17 protein-coding genes are annotated in these 23,696 nt (G+C 64.0%); all 17 read left to right on the plus strand.

Annotation, left to right across the window (positions count from 1 at the left end; genetic code table 11):
- The first annotated feature begins 44 nt into the window (after positions 1-44).
- Positions 45-2,675 carry a DNA polymerase I gene (polA, locus tag SFHG_RS03495; protein WP_042433838.1) on the plus strand — a complete coding sequence of 877 codons (2,631 nt, stop codon included), beginning with the start codon at positions 45-47 and terminating at the stop codon, positions 2,673-2,675.
- A 223-nt stretch (positions 2,676-2,898) separates the two neighbouring features.
- Complete coding sequence (gene rplU, locus SFHG_RS03500) at positions 2,899-3,204, plus strand: 50S ribosomal protein L21 (protein WP_042433842.1); 306 nt, start codon at positions 2,899-2,901, stop codon at positions 3,202-3,204.
- A gap of 18 nt (positions 3,205-3,222) precedes the next feature.
- A complete protein-coding gene (gene rpmA, locus SFHG_RS03505) occupies positions 3,223-3,474 on the plus strand; it encodes a 50S ribosomal protein L27 (protein ID WP_042433844.1) in 252 nt (83 codons plus the stop codon).
- A 119-nt stretch (positions 3,475-3,593) separates the two neighbouring features.
- Positions 3,594-4,988 (plus strand): GTPase ObgE, encoded by a 1,395-nt coding sequence (gene obgE / locus SFHG_RS03510; protein ID WP_042433847.1) that lies wholly within the window; start codon positions 3,594-3,596, stop codon positions 4,986-4,988.
- Positions 4,988-6,130 carry a glutamate 5-kinase gene (gene proB / locus SFHG_RS03515; RefSeq protein ID WP_042433850.1) on the plus strand — a complete coding sequence of 381 codons (1,143 nt, stop codon included), beginning with the start codon at positions 4,988-4,990 and terminating at the stop codon, positions 6,128-6,130. Before obgE ends, proB begins: the two co-directional genes overlap by 1 nt.
- Before the next feature lie 48 nt (positions 6,131-6,178).
- The gene (locus SFHG_RS03520; RefSeq protein WP_042433853.1) at positions 6,179-7,486 is read left to right on the plus strand and encodes a glutamate-5-semialdehyde dehydrogenase; all 1,308 of its coding nucleotides are present in this window, start codon (positions 6,179-6,181) and stop codon (positions 7,484-7,486) included.
- 1 nt (position 7,487) lies between these two features.
- Positions 7,488-8,888 (plus strand): nicotinate-nucleotide adenylyltransferase, encoded by a 1,401-nt coding sequence (gene nadD, locus SFHG_RS11220; protein ID WP_316244716.1) that lies wholly within the window; start codon positions 7,488-7,490, stop codon positions 8,886-8,888.
- On the plus strand, positions 8,885-9,370 hold the full coding sequence (gene rsfS, locus SFHG_RS03530; RefSeq protein WP_238318262.1) for a ribosome silencing factor: 486 nt from the start codon (positions 8,885-8,887) through the stop codon (positions 9,368-9,370). The genes nadD and rsfS overlap by 4 nt, the downstream gene beginning before the upstream one ends.
- Before the next feature lie 341 nt (positions 9,371-9,711).
- Complete coding sequence (locus SFHG_RS03535; RefSeq protein WP_052297792.1) at positions 9,712-12,177, plus strand: AfsR/SARP family transcriptional regulator; 2,466 nt, start codon at positions 9,712-9,714, stop codon at positions 12,175-12,177.
- Between the two features lie 269 nt (positions 12,178-12,446).
- Positions 12,447-15,257, plus strand: coding sequence for a preprotein translocase subunit SecA (secA, locus tag SFHG_RS03540; protein ID WP_042433859.1), 2,811 nt, complete (start codon positions 12,447-12,449; stop codon positions 15,255-15,257).
- Positions 15,258-15,350: 93 nt separating this feature from the next.
- Positions 15,351-16,451 (plus strand): peptide chain release factor 2, encoded by a 1,101-nt coding sequence (gene prfB / locus SFHG_RS03545; RefSeq protein ID WP_042433862.1) that lies wholly within the window; start codon positions 15,351-15,353, stop codon positions 16,449-16,451.
- Between the two features lie 158 nt (positions 16,452-16,609).
- Positions 16,610-17,437, plus strand: coding sequence for a transketolase (locus tag SFHG_RS03550; RefSeq protein WP_042433865.1), 828 nt, complete (start codon positions 16,610-16,612; stop codon positions 17,435-17,437).
- A gap of 3 nt (positions 17,438-17,440) precedes the next feature.
- Positions 17,441-18,406 carry a transketolase family protein gene (locus tag SFHG_RS03555; RefSeq protein ID WP_042433868.1) on the plus strand — a complete coding sequence of 322 codons (966 nt, stop codon included), beginning with the start codon at positions 17,441-17,443 and terminating at the stop codon, positions 18,404-18,406.
- 56 nt (positions 18,407-18,462) lie between these two features.
- Positions 18,463-19,305 (plus strand): cell division ATP-binding protein FtsE, encoded by an 843-nt coding sequence (ftsE, locus tag SFHG_RS03560; protein ID WP_042433871.1) that lies wholly within the window; start codon positions 18,463-18,465, stop codon positions 19,303-19,305.
- Positions 19,298-20,206, plus strand: a complete 909-nt coding sequence (gene ftsX / locus SFHG_RS03565; protein ID WP_042433874.1) for a permease-like cell division protein FtsX — start codon at positions 19,298-19,300, stop codon at positions 20,204-20,206. The genes ftsE and ftsX overlap by 8 nt, the downstream gene beginning before the upstream one ends.
- Before the next feature lie 16 nt (positions 20,207-20,222).
- Positions 20,223-21,512: a S41 family peptidase gene (locus SFHG_RS03570; RefSeq protein ID WP_042433877.1), complete on the plus strand. Its 1,290-nt coding sequence runs from the start codon at positions 20,223-20,225 to the stop codon at positions 21,510-21,512.
- Positions 21,513-23,534, plus strand: a complete 2,022-nt coding sequence (rnr, locus tag SFHG_RS03575) for a ribonuclease R (protein ID WP_042433880.1) — start codon at positions 21,513-21,515, stop codon at positions 23,532-23,534.
- The last annotated feature ends 162 nt before the right edge of the window (positions 23,535-23,696 follow it).

A 23,696-nucleotide genomic window follows, 5' to 3' on the forward strand; every position in this document is an offset into this window, starting at 1 on the left:
CTTATATAATGGTGGGAAAGCGCAACCAACCTGAAGGAAGCCCTATGCCTGAGAAGAAAGTGGCCGTCATCGACGGCAACTCGTTGATGCACCGCGCCTTCCATGCGGTGCCGCCGACCATGAACGCCCCGGACGGCACGCCCACCAACGCGGTGTTCGGCTTCATAGCCATGCTGCTCAAGTTCATCGATATCTCCAATCCCGACGCCATCGTGTGCGCCTTCGATGCCGGGCGGCCGAAGTTCCGCACCGAGGCGCTCGAGCAGTACAAGGCCCAGCGTCCTCCCATGGACCCGGGACTGAAGGCGCAGTTCCCCATCATCGAGGAGCTGCTCGAATCCATGAGCATTCCCGTGGTGCGCGTGACGGGCTGGGAGGGCGACGATATCCTGGGAACCGTTGCGGCGCGCGACGAGGCGCTGGGTTACCGCACGCTGCTGGTCTCGGGCGATAAGGACGTCTACCAGCTGTGTTCCGAGCTCACGCACGTGGTCACCACGCGCAAGGGCATCACCGACGTGGCCATCTACGGCCCGGGCGAGGTGCGCGAGCGTTACGGTGTGGAGCCTTCGCAGTTCCCCGATTTCCTGGGACTGAAGGGCGACAGCTCCGACAACATCCCCGGCGTGCCGGGCGTGGGCGACAAGACGGCGGCGAAGCTGCTGGGCGCCTACGGCAGCCTCGAGGGCATTTACGAGCATATCGACGAGCTGCGCGGCAAACAGAAGGAGCGCATGGAGGAAAACCGCGATGCGGCGTTTACCAGCCGCAAGGTGGCGACCATCGTGCGCGACCTGGATTTCCCCTTGGACCTTGAGGGCGCGGCGTTTCCGGCGTTCAGCGCGCAGGCCGTCACCGAGGCTTTCTCAAAGTATCGCTTCAATGCGCACCTGACGCGCGTGCTCAAGCTGGTGGGCGAGGCCCCCGAGCGCGCCTCAGCTGCCATCGAGGTTGGCCAGGTCCTGCACGGCGAAGAGGCCGAGAAGCTTGTGGATGCGGTCTTGGAATCGGGCGAGCAGGTGGGCGTTGCCATCGTCGATCCCGAGCAGGAGTCGCTGTTCGGCGGCGGGTCGGTCGTGGCGGTGTCCGCTTCGCAGGGCTGCGCCGTGTTCACCGACGACGCGGCGTTCTCCCAGCTTGCGCGTTTGGTCGCCGGCGGTAACTTCGCCGCAATCGATGTCAAGGCGGCGGTGCATCGCGTCTATCCGGCCGACAACGCCCTTCCCGCGCTGGTCGACGATGGGCAGCTCATGTCCATGCGCGCCTTCGACCTGGGGCTTGCCGGGTACGTCTTGAACTCCTCGGTGTCCGAGTATACCTACGATGTGCTGCTCGACACCTATATGGGCGGCGTGCTGCCCGTGGCGAAAACCGAAGAGCAACGCGCATGCGCGCAAGCTGCCGCCGCGCGCACCCTGGTCGGCCCGCTTACCCGCGCCCTTGAGGACGAGGGCTCGGAGCGCGCCTATTTTGATATCGACCTGCCGCTTGTGGCGGTGCTCGCCATCATGGAGCGCACCGGCGCGGCCATCGACGTCGAGCGTCTCGCGCAGCTGGGCGCGTCCACGGGCGAGGAAATCGAGGGCCTGCGAACGCAGATCTTCGAGCTTGCCGGCCAGGAGTTCAATGTGGATTCCCCCAAGCAACTCGGCCACATCCTGTTCGAGGTGCTTGGGCTGCCCGCGCGCAAAAAAACCCAGCGCGGGTATTCCACCGACGCCAAGGTGCTCAAAGAGCTTGCCGAGATCCACGAGCTGCCCGCCCTTGTGCTGCGCTATCGCGAGCTGGCGAAGATCAAGTCCACCTACATCGACGCGCTGCCGCGTATGCGCGCCGGCGACGGGCGCGTGCATTCCAGCTTCAACGAGACCGTCACCACCACTGGGCGCCTGTCCTCATCGGATCCCAACCTGCAGAACATCCCCGTGCGCACGCAGTTCGGGCGCCATATCCGCGAGTGCTTCGTCCCGCTCGAGCCGGGATGCAAGTTCCTCTCGGCGGACTACTCTCAGATCGAGCTGCGCCTGCTCGCGCACCTTTCCGGCGATGAGGCGCTCATCCAGGCGTTCACCAGCGGCGCCGACTTTCACGCCTCCACGGCGTCGCGCGTGTTCGACGCGCCCATCGAACAGGTCACGCCCGAGCAGCGCAGCCGCGCCAAGGCGGTGAACTTCGGCATCGTCTACGGGCAACAGGCGTTCGGGCTGGCGCAAAGCCTGGGGATTTCCATCGCCGAGGCGAAGGGCATGATCGACCGCTACTTCGAGGTTCATCCCGGCGTGCGCGCCTATCTCGATGAAACGGTCGAGCAGGCCCGTGCCAACGGCTATGCTCAAACCATGTTCGGGCGAAAGCGTCATATCCCCGAGCTGCGCGCCGCCAACGGCAACACGCGCGGCTTCGGCGAGCGCACCGCCATGAACCACCCCATGCAGGGCAGCGCTGCCGACATCATCAAGCTTGCCATGCGCCAGGTGCAGGAGCGCCTCATGGAAGAGGGCTTCAAGGCCCGCTTGCTCGTGCAGGTGCACGACGAGCTGGACTTCAGCGTGCCCGATGGGGAAGTGGAGGCGCTCTCGGCCATGGTTCGCGACGTCATGGAGCACGTGGCGGAGCTGAAGGTACCCTTACTCGCCGATATCTCGGCTGCCGATACCTGGGCTGAAGCGCACTAGCTTGTGGGCATTCCGTGAAGCGGGGCGGCGATGCGGAAAAAGCGGGCAACGCCGCCGCGTGTGTCCACAACATCTGGTATCATATCGAATGTTGTGCCCGAGGAGGCGCAGCGGAAATAAGTGCGATGATACGCGGAGACTGTGCATTCGATCACTTCGTTGACTTGCTACGGTCGCGCTGCTAAGCTATCGCCTTGCGTTTATTTCGAAAGTAGGAGAAAACATGTACGCAATCGTGAAAACGGGCGGCAAGCAGTACAAGGTTGCCGTCGGGGACAAGCTCAACATCGAGAAGCTGGACGCCGAGGTCGGCGCCACCGTCGAGCTTCCGGTCATCTGCTTCGTCGACGGTGCCACCGTCGAGGCCGATCCGGCCAAGGCAGCTGCCAAGAAGGTCACCGCTGAGGTCGTCGAGCAGTTCAAGGGCCCCAAGCAGCTGGTGTTCAAGTTCAAGAAGCGCAAGAACTACAAGAAGCTGCGCGGCCATCGCCAGCAGCTCACGCGCGTTGAAATCAAGTCCATCGCTTAATTGTAAGGAGGGAATGAAATGGCACATAAGAAAGGTCTCGGTTCTACCCGTAACGGCCGCGATTCCCACGCAAAACGACTGGGCGTGAAGATGTTCGCCGGCCAGCAGATCAAGACGGGCCAGATCATCGTCCGTCAGCGCGGCACCAAGTTCCATCCCGGCGACAACGTCGGCCGTGGCAAGGACGACACGCTGTTCGCTCTGTGCGACGGCACGCTGGAGTTCACGCGTGGCGTGAAGCGTCGCGTGCATGTCCGCCCCCAGGCGTAGCACAAGCCGCACGCGTGTGCGTGGCATCTATGCATTCGCGAAGCCCCCTGCCTTGCAGGGGGCTTTTTTCGTATACAATCAGGGGATACACGCAATCCTAAACCGATGGAGGTCACATCGTGTTCATTGATAAGGTCCGAATCCACGTCAAGGGCGGCGACGGCGGCGCCGGCTGCATGTCGTTTCGCCGCGAGGCCCATGTGCCCAAGGGCGGTCCCGATGGCGGCGACGGCGGTCATGGCGGCAACGTGGTGCTTGAAGCCGATGCCAGCGTGTCCTCGCTGATCGATTACCGCTTCAAGCATCACTTCAAGGCCGAGCGCGGCACGCACGGCAAGGGCAGCCGCATGCACGGCGCCACGGGCGCCGACCTGGTGCTCAAGGTGCCGGTGGGCACCGTGGTCCACGAATACTTCGAGGAATCCAAGGAAACCGGTGAGCTCATGGCCGACCTCACCCACGACGGCGAGCGCATCACCGTGGCAGATGGCGGCATGGGCGGCCGCGGCAACATCCACTTCGTCACCTCCACGCGCCGTGCGCCGGCGTTCGCCGAGCTGGGCGAGCCTGCGCAGGAGCGCTGGATCGAGCTTGAGATGAAGCTCATGGCCGACGCGGCGCTTGTGGGCATGCCCTCTGCCGGCAAAAGCTCGCTCATCTCCAAAATCTCGGCGGCTCGCCCGAAGATCGCCGACTATCCGTTCACCACCCTTGTTCCCAACCTGGGCGTGGCGCGCTCGGGCGATCTGAGCTTCGTTGTGGCCGACATCCCCGGTCTCATCGAGGGTGCGCACGAAGGGCGTGGCCTGGGACACGAGTTCCTTCGCCATATCGAGCGCACGGCGCTCATCGTGCACGTGGTCGACCTCACGGGCGACTGGGAGGGCCGCGACCCGCTCGATGACTACAAGATCATCAACAACGAGCTGGCACTCTACGCCGATGAGCTGGCTGCGCGCCCGCGCATCGTGGTGGCGAACAAGATCGACGTTGCGGATACCGAAGAGGCGCTGGAGCGTCTGAAGGCGCAGGTCAAGGCCGACTCCATCGCCGCTGCCGGAGGCAACGAGTTCGCGCCGAGCCCCATCGACCCGAAGGTGTACTGCATCAGCGCGCTCACCGGCGAGGGTGTGGACAGCTTGAAGGCCGCCATCGCCAACCAGGTCCACGAGCTTCGCGAGCAGGCTCGCCAGGCCGAGGCGTCCGACGTGCAGTACGAGCATGTCTGGGAGCTCAAGCGTGAGGCACGCGACAAGCGCTTCACCGTGCGCAAGCTTTCCGAGGGTGTGTTCCGCGTGGTGGGCACCCAGGTCGAGCGCATGGTGGTGCAGTGCGATTGGGAAAACGAGGAGGCTGTGGTGTTTCTACAGCACCGTCTCAAGCGCGTGGGCGTCGAGGAGGCGCTCGAGAAGGCCGGCGCCGTCGATGGTGACGAGATCCGCATCTGCGGGCGCGCCTTCGAGTTCGAATCCACCAGGACGGCGGCAGATCTGTTCGAGGAGCTTGATATCTAATGGAGCAGCTGGATGCTAAGGCGGGCGTCGCACGGCGCCTGGTCATTAAGATCGGGTCTTCGACGCTCACCACGTCGGAGAGCAGCATCGATTACGAGTACCTGGCGGCGCTTGCCGACCAGATCGCGAAGGTGCAGGCCGCCGGCTGGCAGCCTGTCATCGTGACGTCGGCCGCCATCGCGTGCGGCCTTGAGGCCCTGGGCATCCAGAAGCGCCCCAGCGACATGCCGAGCCTGCAGGCGGCGGCGTCGGTGGGGCAGTCGGCTTTGGCCACGGCGTATGCCGAGGCGTTCGCGGCCCACGGCATCGTCACCTCCACGGTGTTGCTCACCCGCCGCGATACGGCAGATCGCCATGCGTATCTGCATGCCCGCAACACGCTTCTGCGCTTGCTGGAGCTGGGCGTGGTGCCCATCATCAACGAGAACGACACCATTGCCGTCGAGCAGATCAAGTTCGGCGACAACGACACGCTCGCCGCGCTGGCCGCGTGCTTGATCGATGCCGACCTCATGGTCATCCTCTCGGATATCGACGGTCTTTACGACGGTAATCCGAACACGAACCCCGACGCCAAGCTCATTCCCCATGTGGAATGCATCGGGCCTGAGATCCTGGCGGTTGCCGGCGGCGCCGGTTCCACGGTGGGCTCGGGCGGCATGATCACCAAGATCAAAGCCGCGCGCGTGCTCATGGTGGCCGGCATCCCCATGATCATCTGCTACGGGCGCCAGCCCCATGTGGTCGAGGATGCGGCAGCGGGCAAGGCCGTCGGCACGCGTTTCTCGGCGTTGGAGAAGCCTCACGAGATCACGCCCCGCAAGCTATGGATCGCCCTTGGCGACTCGGCGCGCGGCGCGGTGGTGGTCGACGAAGGTGCGAAGTCGGCGCTCATCGGGCATGGCAAATCCCTGCTTTGCGTGGGCGTTGCCAGCGTCGAAGGTCGTTTCGAGGCCGGCGACATCGTCGACATCAAAGACCTTGCGGGGCATCTGTTCGCCCGCGGCCGCGCGGCGTTCTCCGCCGATGAGGTGGAACTTGCCTGCGGCAAAACGCGCGAGGTGCTCGAGCGCAACCGCCTGCTTGCCGCGCTGACCCAGCGTCCGTTGGTGCACCGCGACGAGCTGGTGGTCTTCGAATAGGGGCGTTTCGCCCCATGCTTTGGATATACGACAGAATGTGAGTCGATCATGCTGGAACAGGAAGTGCTGGCGGTCGCGCAGGCCGCCAAGAATGCTAGCCCGGCGCTCGCGCAGGCTACCGCGCAGGAGCGTAACGCCGCCCTGAGCGCTATGGCTCGTGCCTTGCGCGATCGGTCCGGCGCCATCGTGGCCGCCAATGCCCAGGATATGGACGCAGCGCGTCAAGCCGGCACCAAGGAAAGCCTGCTCGATCGTCTGATGCTCGACGAAGGGCGTGTCATGGCCATGGCCGACGCGCTCGAAGACCTGGTAGCGCTTCCCGACCCGCTCAGCCGCGTGTTCGATTCGCGCACGCTCGACAGCGGCATCCGGCTCTCGCGTGTGGCGGTCCCGCTCGGCGTGGTGGCCGTCGTTTACGAGGCGCGCCCCAACGTCACCGCCGATGCTGCGGGCATTTGTCTGAAGTCGGGCAACGCCTGCGTGCTGCGCGGCGGTTCCCTGGCGGCCAAGTCCTGCGCCGCCATCGCGCATGTGCTGCACGATGCGGCGGTTTCGGCCGGCATGCCCGCCGGATGCATCGGCATCATCGAGTCCACCGATCGCGCCGCGGCCGACGTGCTCATGGGCCTGCGCGGCGTGGTCGACGTCCTTGTGCCGCGCGGCGGTGCGGGCCTTATCGCCCATTGCGTCGATTGCGCGAAGGTTCCCGTTATCGAGACGGGAACGGGCAACTGCCATGTGTACGTCCATTCCACGGCCGACTTCGATATGGCGCGAAACATCGTCGTCAACGCCAAGTGCCGCCGCTATGGCGTGTGCAACGCCTGCGAGACGCTGCTCGTCGACCAGTCCGTGGCCGAGCGTTTCCTGCCGGAGCTGTTCGGCATGCTCGCCGACAAGGGCGTGCGCATCCACGGTGATGAACTTGCATGCAAGGCCGCGCTTGCTGCCGGTGAAAAGCGGTTACCGACCGATGCCGCGCTGCAGGTCGAGCGCGCTTCCGAGCAGGATTGGGAAACGGAATATCTATCGCCTGAACTGGCCGTGCGCTGCGTTAGCGGCCCCGAACAGGCTATCGCCCATATCAACCGTTACGGCACGATGCATTCCGAGGCCATCGTCGCCGATCCGAATCTCGCCGAAGGCGCGGCGGCCATCGAGCGGTTCGTCAACGAAGTTGATGCAGCCGCAGTGTATGTGAACGCCTCCACCGCGTTCACCGATGGCGGCATGTTCGGCCTGGGCGCCGAGATCGGCATCTCCACGCAGAAGCTGCACGTGCGCGGCCCCTTCGCGCTCGAGGGCCTGACCTCGTACAAGTACGTGCTGCGCGGCTCGGGGCAGGTGCGTGCCTAGGATGGTCCTCACGCAAGCCGGCGTCGGCGCCGGGTGCGAGCAAGCGGCGGCTGCCCCCGTGGTCTGCGAGCGCTTCGACGATCTTGGAGCCGACGGCCGTCCGGTGCGCCTCGGCATCATGGGCGGCACGTTCGACCCCATCCATATCGGGCATCTGGCCTGCGCAGAACAGGCGCGCGAGGCGTTCAGCCTGGATGCCGTGGTGTTCATCCCCGCGGGAAAGCCGGCGTTCAAGCTCAAGCGCGACGTCACGCCCGCTGAGCAGCGCTTCGAGATGTGCCGTCTGGCGGTGCAGGGCAACCCTGCTTTCGACGTCAGCCGCATCGAGATAGACCGCCCGGGCGTCACCTACACGGCCGATACGCTGCGCCAGCTTCGTGAACATTATCCGGGAAACGTGGCGCTGTTCTTCATCACGGGCGCGGATGCGGTATGCTCCATCTTGAAGTGGCGCGAAAGCGCCGCCATCGCCAGCATGGCGGAGTTGATCGCCGCAACGCGGCCGGGATACGCCCTTTCGGAGGAAACCAAGCTCACCATCGAGCGGTCGGGCAACTTCCGCATCCATATGCTGGAGGCAACGGGGCTGGCCGTGTCGTCAAGCTACCTGCGCGCCCGCGTGCAAGCGGGCCTATCCATACGCTATTTGACGGTGCGGCGGGTGCTCGACTATATTGCCGCCCATGGGCTCTATGGTTGGAAGCGGAACAGGGAAGCGGTGTGCGAAGTGAGCGAAGTCGAAGCGGATCGAAGCAGGGCAACGGAGCTGGGCGCGGCAGGCATTCTCGGCGATGCGTTTTACCAGGCCCGGCGCGATGACCTCGCGCATCGCGTGAAACGTAGCCGCTTCGAGCATTCCCTGGGGGTTTCCGAGACGGCGGCGCGCATGGCGCGGGTCTACGGGCAGGATGAACGTCTGGCCCGTCTGGCAGGCCTTCTGCACGATTGGGACAAGGGCTACGATGACGAGGGCATCCGCGCTCGCGCGGTCGAGCTCGGTATCGCCGATCAGCTGGCAAGCTATCTGGACATGCCCCATCTGCTGCACGGCCCTACCGCCGCGGCAGCGCTGGCCAGGGAATTCCCCGAGCTTCCGGCGCCGTTGCTGCAGGCCATCCGCCTGCATACCACCGGGGCCGTAGGCATGTCGCCGCTCGACCTTATCGTGTACGTGGCAGACGTCATCGAGCCTGGGCGCTATTGCGCGGGGGTCGACAAGCTGCGCGATATGGTGGGGAAGGTGGAGCTTGAGGATCTGTTCATGGCAACGCTCGTATACGTGGTGGGAAACCTCATCGAGCGTCGCAAGCTCATCCATCCCGATACCGTGACCGTTTGGAACTATTACGTGGCACGCGCACGTGAGCGCGCCGCCGCAAACGATGCGAAAGGAAGCAAGTGAACGAGGCAGTGGACAACAACGCCCCCATCAATCAGGGCGTGGATATGTACGGACGTCAGAAGCCCGACCTTCTCAGCCCGCGCGAGTGCGCCATCATCGCCGCGCAGGCCGCTAACGAGAAGAAGGCCACCGATATCATGGTGCAGCAGGTCGGCGACCTGATCGGCGTCACCGAGTACTTCGTCATCTGCACGGCGTCGAACAACCGTCAGGTCGATGCCGTAGTCGACGAGATCGAGGAGCAATGCCGTCTGCGCGGCGGCGCGAAGCCCTATCACATCGAGGGCACGGCCGACGGCACGTGGTCGCTGCTGGATTACGGCAGCTTCATCGTGCATGTGTTCCAGCCCGAAACGCGCGATTACTATCGCCTGGAATCGCTGTGGAACGACGCGCCCCTGGTTGACCTGGAAGGGGAGGCCGGCTTGACCGATCTGACCTATTCCGAGCGCATCGCCAAGCTGGTTGGCCGCGAAGCGTAGCGCACCATCGCCCGCAACCGTTCAAGGCGCCGCCGGTGCCGTTAGCAGATGCCCGCACGTCGCAAGGCGTGCGGGCATCGCTGTATCCGGATCTCGAATCTGTTGTGAGTTCGCTTTGTGATACCCACAATATATAGTTCATGAAATCCTATAGTTTGTGAAAACATGCGAAATCACCTTGCATTATCGAAATACCGGCTCTTGTCGGCATCAATATATTGCGGTATGGTGGCGGCATCACAGGCCAAGCATCCGATCCCGTCTTATAGGGGGTTTGCAGGATGCTGTCCTTTTTAGCTCAATCGGCGTGCCGCGGAAACCGGCCGTCCAGGTTCTCTTCTTTGCGCGCGTATCCGCGCCCGGCGCTGGTGGCCAAGCTGCTACGCGAGCGCAACGTCGCGCGGTTCATGGTGGCCCCGTCAGGTTTCGGGAAAAGCACCCTAGCGCTTGAATACGCTGAAACGGTGTTCGCGTTCGACCACGTGTTCTGGATCGATTGCGCCAGCCCGTGCTTTTTACGCGATCTAGACGCGCGCGGCATCGTCGATGGTCTCGTTGAAGTTGACGACCAGTCCTTTCTCGCCGTGTTCGAGGATGTCCCGCCGCTTGATTCCCTGCGAGCCGAGTTGTTCGGCGCCGTTCTCGATGATCTGCTCGACCGAGGTTGCGAGGTGCTCATCACCTGCACGCCGGCCGCCGATGTGTTCGCCGACCAGATCGATCGCATGCTCGTAGGCGCGGGCGACCTGCTGCTCAGCGACGAGGAGGTGGATTTCGCGCGCCTGCCTTCCGACATCGCCGAGACCCCGGCGCACGATGTCGCGCGTTGCAGCCGCGTGGCGGCGCTTGCCTGGGGAGAGTCCGTATCGCCTGCGTTTTTGGAGCTTGCTGCGTCCGAGGAGCTGCCCGCTGATGTGATGGCGGCCCTGTTCGCCTTGCTGTGCCTGGGGTCGGGAAGCCTTTCCGACGCCCGGCGCATCGTTCGCATCGACGATGAGGTGGCGGAGCTTCTGGAGCGAAGCTACGTCTATGTAGGCGTCGATCGCGTGCGCGGCACGTTTTGCGCGGCCCCGTTCGGCGTGCCCCAGATCGCTCAGGCGTTCTCGGACAGGCTGGCGAATCTCGGTGCGAGCGCGCATGAGGATGCGGGCGCGTTCGTGTTGCGATTGGCAGAGGCCCTCATGGATGCTGGGCGCTGTGCCCGGGCTTGCGAGGTCATGCGCTGTTTGGCATCCGCTCACGTGCGCTGCACCTGGCTTGCTTCGCAAAGTCGCCGGCTGCGCGATGCGGCGTGCCTTTTGAACGCGCGCACGTTATATGCAAGCCTGGATTCCCGTCAGCTTGACGCCCAGCAGCATCTTGAGGAGGCGGTGCGCTGCGCTCTGTTGGGCGAGAACGTGGCGGGCTGCCTTGCGGCGCGTCGCGCCCTTGCCTGCGGCGCCGACCCTGCGCAGCAGGCGGTGGCGCAGCTCGTGCAACTGTCCGGTTCGGCGGGGGAAGCAGCTGCCGCGTGCGCGTCGGCCATACGCGAGCTGGGCGATGGGCCGTTTCCTCAGCTGAACGCCATGGCCTGCGTGGTCGATCCGGCGTTTAACGAGGATATCCTTCCCGCGCAGGCGTGGCTTCTGGCATTCGAAGGGGCGGAACTCGCGGAAGGCGCGCTGCTGTGCGCCGCGAAGCTGCTCGACGATGCGGGCGGCTCCGAGGGGTTGCTGGCGGTTCAGCTGGCCGAGCGCGTGGCCGCCGCGGTCGCCCGCAACGTTTCCCGGGCGTTTGCCGCAACCGGGTCGCTCACGCTTGCCCAGGCCCTTGCGGCTTGTTCGTTCTCGCGCGTGTTGGAGCGCGGATGCTTGGATATGCCGGGCTTGGACCCTCGCTGCGCAATGTCGGCGAACAAGCTTGAGAGGGCCCTTTCCATGCAGCGCATGGAGTGCGAGCGCGCCCGTGCCCGCAAGCTGCGCTCCCGCGCGTCGTTCGAGAATACGCATCCCGATGCGTTTCGCAAAGTGGCGTGGGGGACGGCGATGCCCGCGACGCCGGCGCCGCCGCGCCTTACCGTGAACCTGTTCGGCCGCTTGGAGGTGAAGGTGGGAGATGCTGCGGTCGAATCGGGGCACCTTTCGCGGCAGAAGGTCCGCTCTCTGCTTGCCCTGCTCGTGCTCAACCGCGGGCGCGACGTGTCGCGCGATCGCCTGGCTGCGCAGCTCTGGCCCGAGTCGAGCGCATCGTGCCGGCGAAAGAACTTTTACGCCACCTGGTCGCAGCTGCGTTCGGCGCTATCCACGCCCGAGGGCGATTGCCCTTACCTTGTCAGGCATCAAAACGGCGTGTGCATCGAGGCGCGCCTGCTGGCAAGCGACGTTCTCGAGCTTGAGGAGGTATGCCGGGCGTTGCTGTTCAACCGTCCGGGGCGCGGCGGCTGGGGGCATCTGTTCGCGCGGGTCGAGGACTCGTTCGCCGACGAGCTTCTGCCGGGCGATGATGGCTGCGATGTCATCGACGGGCTTCGCGAGGATTGCAAAAACCGCCTGGTGGATGCCTTGGTGGCGGCATCGGGGAAGCTGCTTGACTCGGGCGACCCCCGGGAGGGCCTGTGGTTCGCCCGTGCGGCGCTTTCCCGCGACGACTCGCGCGAGGACGTGTATGTGGCGCTCATGCGCGCCCAGATAGCCTCGCTGCAGCGCACCGCCGCGCTGCAAACCTACTTCGCCTGCCGGCGGTATCTGGCCGACGATCTGGGGATCGACCCTTCTGCCGAGACGATGCGGCTGTACCGTTCCATCATCGAGGTCGAGGAGCGCGTGTAGGGCGAAGGGGCGCTGCAAGGGTGTGCGAGGGCGGCGCCCTTGCAGCGCTTGATGCGGGCGGTCCCGTTTCGGCGCGCGTTCGGGTGACGCGCGCAGGTGGAGCAAGAGCCCTACGAAGGCAAACCCCCGCGAAAAGCTGCGCGGCGCTGCGAAGAAGCTGTGCAAGTCGGCTAAAGGAACCTAGCTGAATCGAGGATATGCTACAGTTTCACTGATTGAACTAACCCGCGCCGGCATACAGGGCCGGCGCTGAAAGGAATGGCGCTCATATGGCAGGTTTCCTCTCCAAGCTGCTCACGTTCGGCGAAGGCAAGCAGCTGAAGAACTACCAGGCCCTGGCCGACAAGATCGGCGGCCTCGAGCCCGAGATGCAGGCGAAATCCGACGAGCAGCTGCGCGCGTTCACCGACGAGCTGCGCGGCCGCGTGCAGGCCGGTGCTTCCACCGCCGACGTGCTGCCCGAGGCGTTCGCGGCGGTGCGCGAGGCGTCGGTGCGAACGTTGGGCATGCGTCACTTCGACGTCCAGCTCATCGGCGGCATGGCCCTCAACGACGGCCAGATCGCCGAGATGCGCACGGGCGAGGGCAAGACGCTCGTGTCCACGCTTGCCGGCTATCTCAACGCTCTCGGCGGGCAGAACGTGCACATCGTCACCGTCAACGATTACCTGGCGCGCCGCGACAGCCAGTGGATGGGGCAGGTGTATGAGTTTCTGGGCATGAGCGTGGGCCTTATCCAGAACGGCATGCGCCCCGAGGCCAAGAAGCTGGCCTACCAGGCCGATGTCACCTACGGCACCAACTCCGAATTCGGCTTCGACTACCTGCGCGACAACATGGTCACGCGCGCCGACGCCCGCGTGCAGCGCGGCCATCATTTCGCCATCGTCGACGAGGTCGACTCCATCCTCATCGACGAGGCCCGCACGCCGCTGATCATCTCCGGCGCTGGCACGCGCGCCGCCGATACGTACAATAAGTTCGCCCGCGTCATGCCCGCTTTGAAGCTCGACGAGGACTTCGAGATGGATGAGGCCAAAAAGACCATCAACGCCACAGAGTCGGGCCTCACCAAGATCGAGACCATGCTGGGCATCGACGATATCTATGCCGACCCGTCCGGCCAGCTACCCAATCACCTGCAGCAGGCGCTCAAGGCGCAGTTCCTGTTCCATCGCGACGTCGATTACGTGGTCGTCAACGGCGAGGTGAAGATCGTCGACGAGTTCACGGGCCGTATCATGGAGGGCCGCCGCTACTCCGAGGGCCTGCATCAGGCGCTCGAGGCCAAAGAGCACGTTCAGGTGCGCGAGGAGAACCAGACGCTTGCCACCATCACGCTGCAGAACTACTTCCGCCTCTATGACAAGCTCTCGGGCATGACGGGCACGGCTATGACCGAGGACGCCGAGTTCCGCCAGATCTACAAGCTGCCGGTCGTGGCTATCCCGCCGAACAAGCAGGTAAAACGTATCGACGAGGACGATCTGATCTATCGCACCGTCGATGCGAAGTTCCATGCTGTGGCCGATGACGTGGCCGTTCGCCATCAGGCCGGCCAGCCTTGCCTTATCGGCACGGTGTCCATCGAAAGCTCCGAGAAGCTCTCGCGCCTGCTCGACAAGCGCGGCATCAAGCATGAGACGCTCAATGCGAAAAACCATGAGCGCGAGGCCCATATCATCGCCCAGGCCGGCCGTGTCGGCGCCGTCACCATCGCCACGAACATGGCGGGCCGCGGTACCGACATCCTGCTCGGCGGCAACCCCGACGTGCTCGCCGACGACGTGCTGCTCGAGCGCGGCCTCGATCCCGATCTCGAGCCCGGCATGCAGCCCGCCGATGAAGGCGGCCTGCCGGCGCCCACGGAGGGCCAGCGCAAGGAGGCGCTCGATATTGCGCGCGCAACGTGCAAAGCCGAGCAGAAGCGCGTCTTGGAGGCGGGCGGCTTGTGCGTCATCGGCACCGAACGCCACGAAAGCCGACGCATCGACAACCAGCTGCGCGGCCGTGCCGGCCGTCAGGGCGATCCGGGCACCACGCAGTTCTACCTGTCGCTCGAAGATGACCTTATGCGTCTGTTCGGCGGTTCGCGTATGGACAAGATCGGCGCCATGATGGAGAAGACCAACATGCCCGACGATATGCCCATCCAGGCATCCATGGTGTCAAAGGCCATCGAATCGGCTCAGCGCCAGGTTGAAAGCATGCACTTCGCAGCGCGTAAGAACGTCCTTGAATACGACGATGTCATGAACCTGCAGCGCAAGGCCATCTATGAGGAGCGCAACGCCATCCTGGACGGCAAGGACATGGAGGGCCGCATCCCCGAGATCGTGGCCGATGCCGTCGAGGCCGTGGTGGAGGAGAACTGCCCCGAGAAGCTGCCGAGCGACGATTGGGATTGCAAGGCGGTCGATTTATGGGCGGCCTCTATGACGGGCCTCAACGACTTCCATGTGGCCGAGGTCGATCACGATGACGATCCGGCGCAGGTGTGCGAGGCGCTTGAGGCATATCTGGACGGCGTGGTGGCGCAGAAGACCGCCGAGCTTGGCGAGCCCATCATGCGCATGCTGGAATCGCAGGTCATGCTTCGCATCATCGATCGCAGGTGGATGGCGCATCTGCAGGATATGGACTACCTGAAAACCGGTATCGGCCTGCGCGCCTTCGGCCAGCGCGACCCGTTGGTGGAGTACAAGAACGAGGCCTACCGTGCCTTCAGCAACCTGACGCACTCCATGTACGAGGAGTATCTGCGCACCCTGCTGCGTCTGCAGGTGGCGGCATCCGCCGCTCCGCAGATGCCCGCCGAGCCCAATCCGCTCGAGGGCCGCGTGAGCTACTCCAACCCCGAGCAGGCGCTCGGGCAGACGGGCGTTGGCCACGCCGTCGCTCAGCAGCAGGCTGCTCGGCGCGCCCAGCAGGCGGCGGGTTCGGCGCCCAAGCCCGCGCCGGCGAAACCCCAGACCTACGTCAAGGATAAAGACGATCCGTTCGCCAACGTGGGACGCAACGACCCTTGCCCGTGCGGGAGCGGCCTGAAGTTCAAGAAGTGCCACGGCAAGGATAGATAGCCCGAAACGGCGTCTTCGAAGGCGCGAAGAAACTATGCACTCCAACGCCCTGCACGCAAGCGCGGGGCGTTTTGCTGGTAGTATGGAATAACTATGGCAGATAAAGAACTGAAAGATATCGAACAGGTTGCCCAGCGCGTCTCCGATGCGCACAGCTTCCTGCACATCGATGACAAAACCGCCCAGCTCACGGCGCTCGACGCGCAGATCGCGCAGGCGGGCTTCTGGGACGATGCGCAGCGCGCGCAAACCGTGTCGAAGCAGGCAAGCTCGCTTCGCGACACCATCGACGCGTACAACGCCGCCGTCTCGTTGCTCGACGACGCCCGTGCCGCGCACGAGCTGGCAGGGGAGGATCCCCTGTTCGCCGAAGAGGTGCAGCAGACCCTCGAGACGCTTGACGGCAAGCTCGACGCCCTTGAGGTGGAAAGCTGGTTCTCCGGGCGTTTCGACGACGGCGACTGCATCCTCACCGTCAGCCCCGGTCAAGGCGGCCTGGAAGCCCAGGACTGGACCGAGATGCTGTACAACATGTACAGCCGCTATGCGGACTCGAAGGGCTGGAAGGTCAAGGTCCTCGACCTGGTCCCCGGTGCGGAGGCCGTCGGCCTGAACAAGGCCACCCTGCAGATCGAAGGTCGTTTGGCCTACGGCATGCTGCGCAGCGAGAACGGCGTGCACCGCCTGGTGCGCATCAGCCCCACCGACGTCAAGCAGCGCCGTCACACCACCTTCGCCGCCGTCGAGGTGCTTCCCGTGCTCCCCGACGATATCGAGGTCAACCTCGATATGAACGACGTGCGCGTTGACGTGTACCGTTCCAGCGGACCGGGCGGCCAGTGCGTCAACACCACCGACTCGGCCGTGCGCTTGACGCACATGCCCACGGGCATCGTGGTCACGTGCCAAAATGAGAAGTCACAGCTGCAGAACAAGGATGCCGCCATCCGCGTGCTGAAATCCAAGCTCTACGAGATTGAGCAACAGAAACGCCGCGACCAGATCGACGAGCTGCGGGGCGAGCGCATGGAGAACAGCTTCGGCAGCCAGATCCGCAACTATGTGCTGTTCCCGTATCAGCTGGTCAAGGATGTGCGAAGCGGCGTGGAAACGGGCAACGTGGACGCGGTGCTCGACGGCGACATCGAGCAGTTCGTGGTGGGCTACCACAAGTGGCGCGTGTCGCAGGAGTAGCTCTCAAGGTGCTTGCGGACGCATGAAGCGGCTTGGAGCACCGTCCTCTTGCCGGCGCAACGCCGCCGATAGGGGAGCCATGGTATAGCGATAGCGGGATGCGGGAAACCGCGTTCCCTGTTGATAGTGAAAGCGTCAAAACGACGAAAGGACAAGCAATGACCGAGCTTGAGCAGCGGGCATGCGATATGCGCATCGACATCGTGCGCATGATCGCCGAGGCGGGAAGCGGACATCCCGGCGGCTCGCTTTCGTGCACCGACATCCTCACCGCGCTGTATTTCGGCGGCGTGATGGACCATGATCCGGAGCAGCCGAAGTGGGAGGACCGTGACCGGTTCGTCCTGGCGAAGGGCCATGCGGCGCCCGCGCTGTACGCGGCGCTCGCGCATGCCGGCTACTTCCCGCGCGAGGAGCTCAAGACGCTGCGCAAGCTGGGTACGCGCCTGCAGGGCCATCCCGACTGCAACCTGTGCCCGGGCGTCGAGGTTTCCACCGGCTCTCTCGGCCAGGGCCTGTCCATCGCCGCCGGCATGGCCGCCGGCCTGAAGCTGGCGGGCAAGCCCCAGCGCGTATTCTGCCTGCTCGGCGACGGCGAGTGCGAGGAGGGCCAGGTTTGGGAGGCCGCCATGTGGGCCGCCCATGAGACCCTGGACAACCTCGTCGCCATCGTCGACCGCAACCATCTGCAGATCGACGGCGACACCGCCGACGTGTGCGACCCCGGCGACATGTGCGCCAAGTTCTCCGCGTTCGGCTGGGAGGCAAGCCAGGTTGACGGCCACGACATCGATGCGCTCATCAAAGCTCTCAACGCCGCCAAGCGCGCCGCCGACGGCCGCCCGCATGTTCTCGTGGCCAACACCATCAAGGGCCGCGGCGTGTCGTTCATGGAAAACCAGGCCGGTTGGCACGGCAAGGCGCCCAACGCCGAGCAGACCGAGCAGGCTGTGGCCGAGCTCGAGGCCGCACGTAAGGAGGCATAAGCGATGGTTACGCTTGCAAATGCAGAACAGTCCCAGGTCAAGCGCGCCACGCGCGCGGCTTACGGCGTCACGCTGGCGGAGCTCGCCGGCGAAGGCGTGCCCGTCGTCGCCGTCGATGCCGACCTGACCGGCTCCACCACCACGGCCAAGTTCGCGAAGGCCGGCTACGCCGACCGTCTGTTCAACTGCGGCATCGCCGAGCAGAACATGATCGATGTGGCGGCAGGTCTCGCGACCACCGGCAACATCGCGTTCACCGGCAGCTTCGCCGTGTTCGGCACCGGTCGCGCCTATGACCAGATCCGCAACACCGTGTGCTATTCCGACCTGAACGTCAAGATCGCCCCTACGCACGCCGGCGTGTCCGTGGGTCCCGACGGCGGCAGCCACCAGATGCTCGAGGATATCTCGCTTATGGCAGGTCTTCCGCACATGCGCGTGCTCGTGCCGGCCGACTACGCCGCAGCAGTCGCCGCCATCCGCCTGGCCGCCGAAACGCCGGGCCCGGTCTATGTGCGCATGGGCCGCGCCAGCGTGCCGGCCGTGTACGCCGACGGCGTAGAGCTCGAGCTCGGGCGCGCCTACACGCTGCGCGAGGGATCCGATGTCACCATCGTGGCCTGCGGCGTAGAGGTTGAGCAGGCCCTGGCCGCCGCCGACGAGCTTGCCGCCGAGGGCGTGTCAGCCGAGGTCATCGATGCCTTCTCCGTCAAACCCCTCGATCGCGCCACCATCGTGGCGTCCGCTCGCAAGACCGGCCGCGTGGTCGTCGCCGAGGAGCACAGCATCCACGGCGGCCTGGGCACGGCAGTGTCGCGTGCGCTTGCCGAGGAATGCCCGGTGCCCATGCGCTTCGTGGGCATGGACGACCGTTTCGGCAAATCCGGCGAGTTCGAGGAGCTTATGGCGTACTTCGGCTTGGACTCCAAGGCGATTGTCAAAGCTGTGAAAAGCCTCACGCTCAAGTAGGGCATCTGATAGAATCGTCTTCGTCTCAGTACATCACTACATGAATGGAGCAAACTGTGACGAACGATATGAGCCATGCGGCTCCCGTGCGCCCGCAAAGGCGCGCAGGCGCCCATGCTGCGCCGCCGCGACAGGTGACATCGCAGCTGTCCGCGTCGCTTCCGACGCTTGAGATCGAAGATACCCCGCAGCAGTCGGGTACGCCCGTCATCACGTTCGACCATGTGACCAAGGTGTACCCGGCTCAGCCTAACAAGCCCGCCCTCAACGACGTCTCCCTGCAGATCTTCGCCGGCGAGTTCGTGTTTTTGGTCGGTCATTCCGGTTCCGGCAAAACCACCTTCATCCGCATGCTCATCCGCGAGGTCAAGCCCACGCAGGGCCATATCTACATCGCCGATGAGGATCTTGCGAACATGCGCAACTGGCGTGTGCCGTATTTGCGCCGCAATATCGGCTGCGTCTTCCAGGACTTCAAGCTGCTTCCGAACAAAACGGTGTTCGAGAACGTGGCGTTCGCGCTCGAGGTAATCGGCAAGTCCCGTCATGTCATCAAAACGCAGGTCCCCGAGGTTCTGCGTCTGGTCGGTCTGCAAGATAAGCTCAATAAGCGCCCCGATCAGCTTTCCGGCGGCGAGCAGCAGCGCGTGTCCATCGCGCGCGCCATCGTGAACCGTCCTCCCATCCTTATCTGCGACGAGCCCACGGGCAACCTTGACCCGCAAACCTCGCGCGGCATCATGGACCTGCTCGAGCGCATCAACCGCACCGGCACCACGGTGGTCGTGGCAACCCATGACCGCGAGATGGTGGACAACATGCGTCGCCGCGTTATCGCGCTCGACCGCGGCAACCTGACGCGCGACCAAGATCGAGGGGTGTACGGTTTCGATGTCTAGTTTCTTCTATTTCCTCAAAGAGTCGCTGACCGGCTTCACGCGCAACCTTTCCACTGCGCTCGGCTCCATCGTCACCATCTTTCTGTCGCTGCTCATCATCGGCATCTTCTTGGTGGGCGGTTCGGTGGTCAACAACGTGGTGAAGTCCGTGGAGCAGGAAGTCAACATCACGGTCTGGATCGCCGATAGTGCATCCAGCTCGGATGTGCAGTCGCTGCAATCCGACATCAAATCCATGTCGTCGGTGGCCAATGTCACTTACACCGACAAGGATCAGGCGTTGGAGAACTTCAAGGCGTCTTCCAGCTCCGATATCGCCGAGTCGCTTGACGGGCAGAACCCGCTGCCGGCTTCCATCGACGTCGAGCTGTCCGACCCGAAGATGGTTGAGGATGTTGCCGCTCAGATCGAGGCGAACAACACGTTCCAGAAGATCTGCGACAACCCCTCCGACCCCTCCGATTCGCTGCGTTACGGCGAGAAGACGGTCGACCGCCTGTTCCAGTTGACCAGCTATGTGCGCGTCATCGGCGTGGCGTTGGTGGGCCTGCTCATTTTCATTGCGTTGGTGTTCATCAACAACACCATCCGCTTGGCCATTCTGGCGCGCCGCAAGGAAATCGCCATTATGCGCCTGGTGGGCGCTTCCAACGGTTTTATCCGAGGGCCGTTCCTTATGGAGGGCGCGCTGCACGCCATCGTCGGCGCCGCGCTCGCTATCGGCACCCTCGAGGTTTTGCGCAATTTGGCGCTGCCGAAGCTGCAGGATGCCCTCACGTGGCTGCCCATCGACCTTTCCGCAAGCACCTTCGTTATGTTCTATGTGTTGCTCGCGGTGTTCGGCCTGGTCATCGGCCTGATCGGCTCGGCTTTCGCCATGCGTCGTTATCTGAAGGTGTAGCGCTTGAGGAGCATGCATGCCAAGGCATACCGATAAACTTGCCAACATGGCGGCGTCCGCGCGCAAGGCGCGGGCCCGCAACATAAAGCTTGCGAAGCTGTTCAGCTTGATCATCGTCGTAGCCGCCGCATTTGTCGGCGGCTTCGCCGTTCGCGGAGACGCGGAGCTGCTCGATACGTTAGGCCTCACGCAGCTCACGGGTACCCAGGACGCGAAGGCAAAGGCTGCGCAAACGCAGCAAACCTATAATTCACTTTCAGCTCGCGTGGGCGAGGTGGAGACCATCGTGAACAAGGACAGCCTTGATTCGTATGACCTCGACACCGCCACCACCAAGATGCTCGATGCGTTTGCCGTGTCCACTCAGGACCCGTATCTGCGCTATTTTGACGCAAGCCGCTTCGCCGCCTCCTCGTCTACCTCCGAGGCCTCCGATAACGGCGGCGGGATCGGCGTGCTGTTCAGCGAATATAACGGCAGCGCCTACGCGGTCGATGTATTCGAGGGGTCGCCGGCGCAGATGGCCGACGTGCAAACCAATGACGTGGTGGTTTCCATAGATGGCGATCGTAGCCACGCTTGGACCGCATCCGAGGTCACGCAGGCCATCAAGCGCGACCAGGGTTCGCAAGTGGTCATCACTTGGAGACGCGGGTCTTCGCTTGACGACACCAAGGGCACTGAGTTCACCACCACGCTCACCGTCACGGACCAAACGGTCAAAAACGTCGCCACCGAGCTCACGAACAACGTTGGCTATATCCAGCTGAAGCAGATCACGCAGAATTCCGCCCAGCTCGTGCGGCAGGCCATCGTCGATCTGGATGCAAGAGGTGCGCAATCCTATGTCTTGGACCTGCGCGACAACCCCGGCGGATACCTCACGCAGGCCGTTGACATCTCCAGCTATTTCATCAAAAGCGGCACCATCGTGCGCATCACCACGAAGAGCTCGGACGAGACCACGAAAAACGCTACGGGCGACGTGCTTACCGACAAGCCGCTGGTAGTGCTCGTCAACGGCAACACCTCGTCTTCGGCCGAGGTCATCGCCGCGTCGTTGAAGGATAACGAACGAGCCACCATCGTGGGCACCAACACGCTTGGCAAGGGCTCGGTGCAGGTCACCCATGAGCTCACGTTCGGCGGTGCGCTGCGCTATACGGCCGCGTATTACAAAAGCCCGCTCGATCATGACATCGATGGGCTGGGCATTAACCCCGACATCTCCATCGGCCGCTCCGACGATGAGGACAATCAAAAGTCGTTGGCCATGGAGACCGCGCAATCCATGGTGCGTGAGTAGATGGGTCGCACGCGCAAGCACACGCGACGCCGTCCGCGTCCGAATCCTCACGGCGTTTTAGTGGTCCATGCAGGGTCGTTCGGCTTCGTGCGGACGGCAGAAGGGGAATACTTCATCCCGGACTCGAAGATGGCCGGGGCTTTCGACGGCGACTTGGTGGAAGTGGCGCCGCTTCCTGCCCGCGGCGCGTCCGACGGCGCGCGCGCCGATCGGCCGGCGGCGCGCGTGCTGCGCGTCATCGACCGAGCGCACGATACCGTCGTGGGGCGCTATGAGGTTGCCGAGCCTTTCGGCGTGGTGGTGCCCGAGGACCATAACATCCCTTACGATATTTTCACCATGCGCGCCGATTCCCCCGATATCCCGGACGGCGCCCTTGTGCGCGTTCGCATGACGGCATACCCATCGCGGCATGAGGCCGCTTGCGGCGTTATCGAGGAAGTGCTCGGCATGGCCGACGACGCCACCGTTTCCGTTGAATCCATCATCGCTCGCGCCAAGCTTGAAACCGTGTTCTCGGAAGGAGCCTTGGCGCAAGCCGATGCGGCGGTTCTCGGTGAAGTGGGCGCTCTTGCGGCGGGGTATCGCGATATCCGCGATCGCATGGTGTTCACCATCGACCCAGCCGATGCCCGGGATTTCGATGATGCGCTTTCCTTGGAGCCGGCGGAGGACTTCCGCAAGCACGGCGCCGTGTGGCGTCTGGGCGTCCATATCGCCGATGTGTCGCATTATGTGGAGTGGAACAGCTCGCTCGACCTTGATGCGCGCCGGCGCGCCACCAGCGTGTACCTGGTCGATCGCGTCATCCCCATGCTGCCCGAGCAGCTTTCCAACGGGCTGTGCTCGCTCAATCCAGGCGAAACCCGCAGGTGCATGACATGCGATGTGTATCTTGACGAGGACTGGAGGCCCGTCGGCTACGATCTGTACCCGGCGCTCATGCGCTCATGCGCCCGTCTGACGTACAATCAGGTGCTCGATGCGCTGCAGGGCGCACCGCTCGGCGCCTCCGGCACGCTTGACGGCTTGAAAGGCTGCGCGATGGGTCAGGGTATCGACGATGCCATCATGCAGCGCGTCGAAATCTTGAGCGATTTTGCGCAAGCGCGCATCGCCTGCCGACAAGCTGCCGGCGGCCTTGACTTCGAGTTCCCCGAGGCCCGCGTGATCCTCGACGGATCGGGCAAGCCCTGCGGGGTGGACCTCCGCGTGAAGAACCAGGCCACCAGCCTGGTCGAGGAGGCTATGATCTTAGCCAACGAGGTGGTGGCGGCGCATCTGCACGAGCGCGATTTCCCCGCCTTGTATCGCGTTCATGAGAAGCCTTCGCCGGAAAGCCTTGCCGCGCTGCTCCCCGTGCTCTCCGAGTTCAGCTGGTTCAATCGCATCAGCCCTGAGCGTTTCGTGGCCGGCGATGCGCATGCCGTGCAGCAGGTGCTCTTGGAAAGCCAAGGGCGGCTTGAGGCCGATCTTGTGCAGGCGCTCGTGCTGCGCGCCATGAAGCGCGCCTGCTACAAGCCCGAATGCGAAGGGCATTACGGCTTGGCAAGCGCGGCATATGCGCATTTCACCAGCCCTATTCGCCGATACCCCGATCTCGTGGTGCATCGCATGCTGCGCGCGCAGCTCACGTGCCGCCCGCAGCGTTTCGAGCAGGAGGTCGCGGCGTTGCCTTGGATCGCCGAGCACTCCTCGGATATGGAGCGCGTCGCTGAGAAGGCGGCCCGCAAGTCGCAGGAGCTCAAGCTTGCCGAGTACATGTCCCGTTTCGTCGGGCAGGCATTCACGGCAGCGGTGTCGGGGGTTGCCGCATATGGCATGTACGTGAAGCTCGACAACACCGCGGAAGGGCTGGTGGCGGCCAGGCATTTAGGCGGCGAATACTTCGCGCTCGATGCGGCTGGCTGCATGCTGGTCGGTCAGGACAGCGGACGCGTATTCCGGCTGGGTCAGCGCGTAGAAGTGGTTCTTGAGTCCGCGGACGCTCGGGCCGGCCGCCTTGACTTCCGCCTTGCGTGAGCAAGTTCAAGTCACGGGTTGAAATGTTGCGCCAGTGAAATAAGCTGACCGCAAAGCCCCACGTCAAAGGCGTGGGGCTTTGTTTTCCCGACCGAAGAAAACGTGAACGGGATTCCGTTTGCCTTGAAAACCCTACCGTTTGCACTACCATTGCCGGGTACG

This window comes from Senegalimassilia anaerobia JC110 (assembly GCF_000236865.1).
Lineage (GTDB): Bacteria > Actinomycetota > Coriobacteriia > Coriobacteriales > Eggerthellaceae > Senegalimassilia > Senegalimassilia anaerobia.